Annotated in this window: 1 protein-coding gene; it reads left to right on the plus strand. The window is 39.1% G+C overall.

Features of this window, described 5'->3' with window-relative positions; all coding sequences use genetic code 11:
• Positions 1 to 590 (plus strand): glycosyltransferase (locus IE142_RS39855; RefSeq protein WP_191889446.1); only part of this gene is annotated, 590 nt, incomplete at its 5' end.
• Between the last annotated feature and the right edge of the window lie 80 nt (positions 591 to 670).

The raw sequence follows: 670 nt of genomic DNA on the forward strand, positions 1-670 counted from the left end.
ACAAAGATAGCCATAGAGATATAACCGCTACGCCCAATAATGTAACAGAGGTACTTTATCTAGGTAGTTTGCATAAATGGAAAGGGATCCCCACCATGATGCGAGCGATGAAATATCTGGATAATGCTAGACTGAATATTGCTGGTGGAACGGCTGAGCAAATTAAAGGGCTACAATTGCTTGCTAAGGAGATGGATGTAAAAGAGAAAGTTAACTTTCTTGGTTTTATCGATCCTAAACAACGCTTTCAGGCGATTGCTCGACATGATATTTGTGTGTTGCCTTTAACCTTAACCAGTATCGGTAGTCGCTACACCTCTCCGTTAAAACTGTTTGAATATATGGCGATGAGAAAACCGGTGGTTATTTCAGATTTTCCATCAATTCGTGATGTGGTGGATGAAAAAGCGGTAAGTTTTGCTGATAGTGGTGATGCGCAGAGTTTTGCCCAACAAATTAAATTACTAAGAGAAGAGACACAGCGTACCAGTGAGAAAATCAATCACGCCCGCTCATTAGTTGAAAATTATTACAACTGGGATAAACGGGCAGAGACGATTTTACATACCATCAATAAACTGATTAGCTAACGGATTTGTCTTCTTTTTTCGGTGTCTCTAAAGGCTGATTTAATAATGAATAGCGCAATGCTAACATTAACCCTAATAAA

Origin of the sequence: Streptomyces mutabilis, from assembly GCF_014649815.1 — a bacterium.
Classification (GTDB): domain Bacteria; phylum Actinomycetota; class Actinomycetes; order Streptomycetales; family Streptomycetaceae; genus Streptomyces; species Streptomyces mutabilis.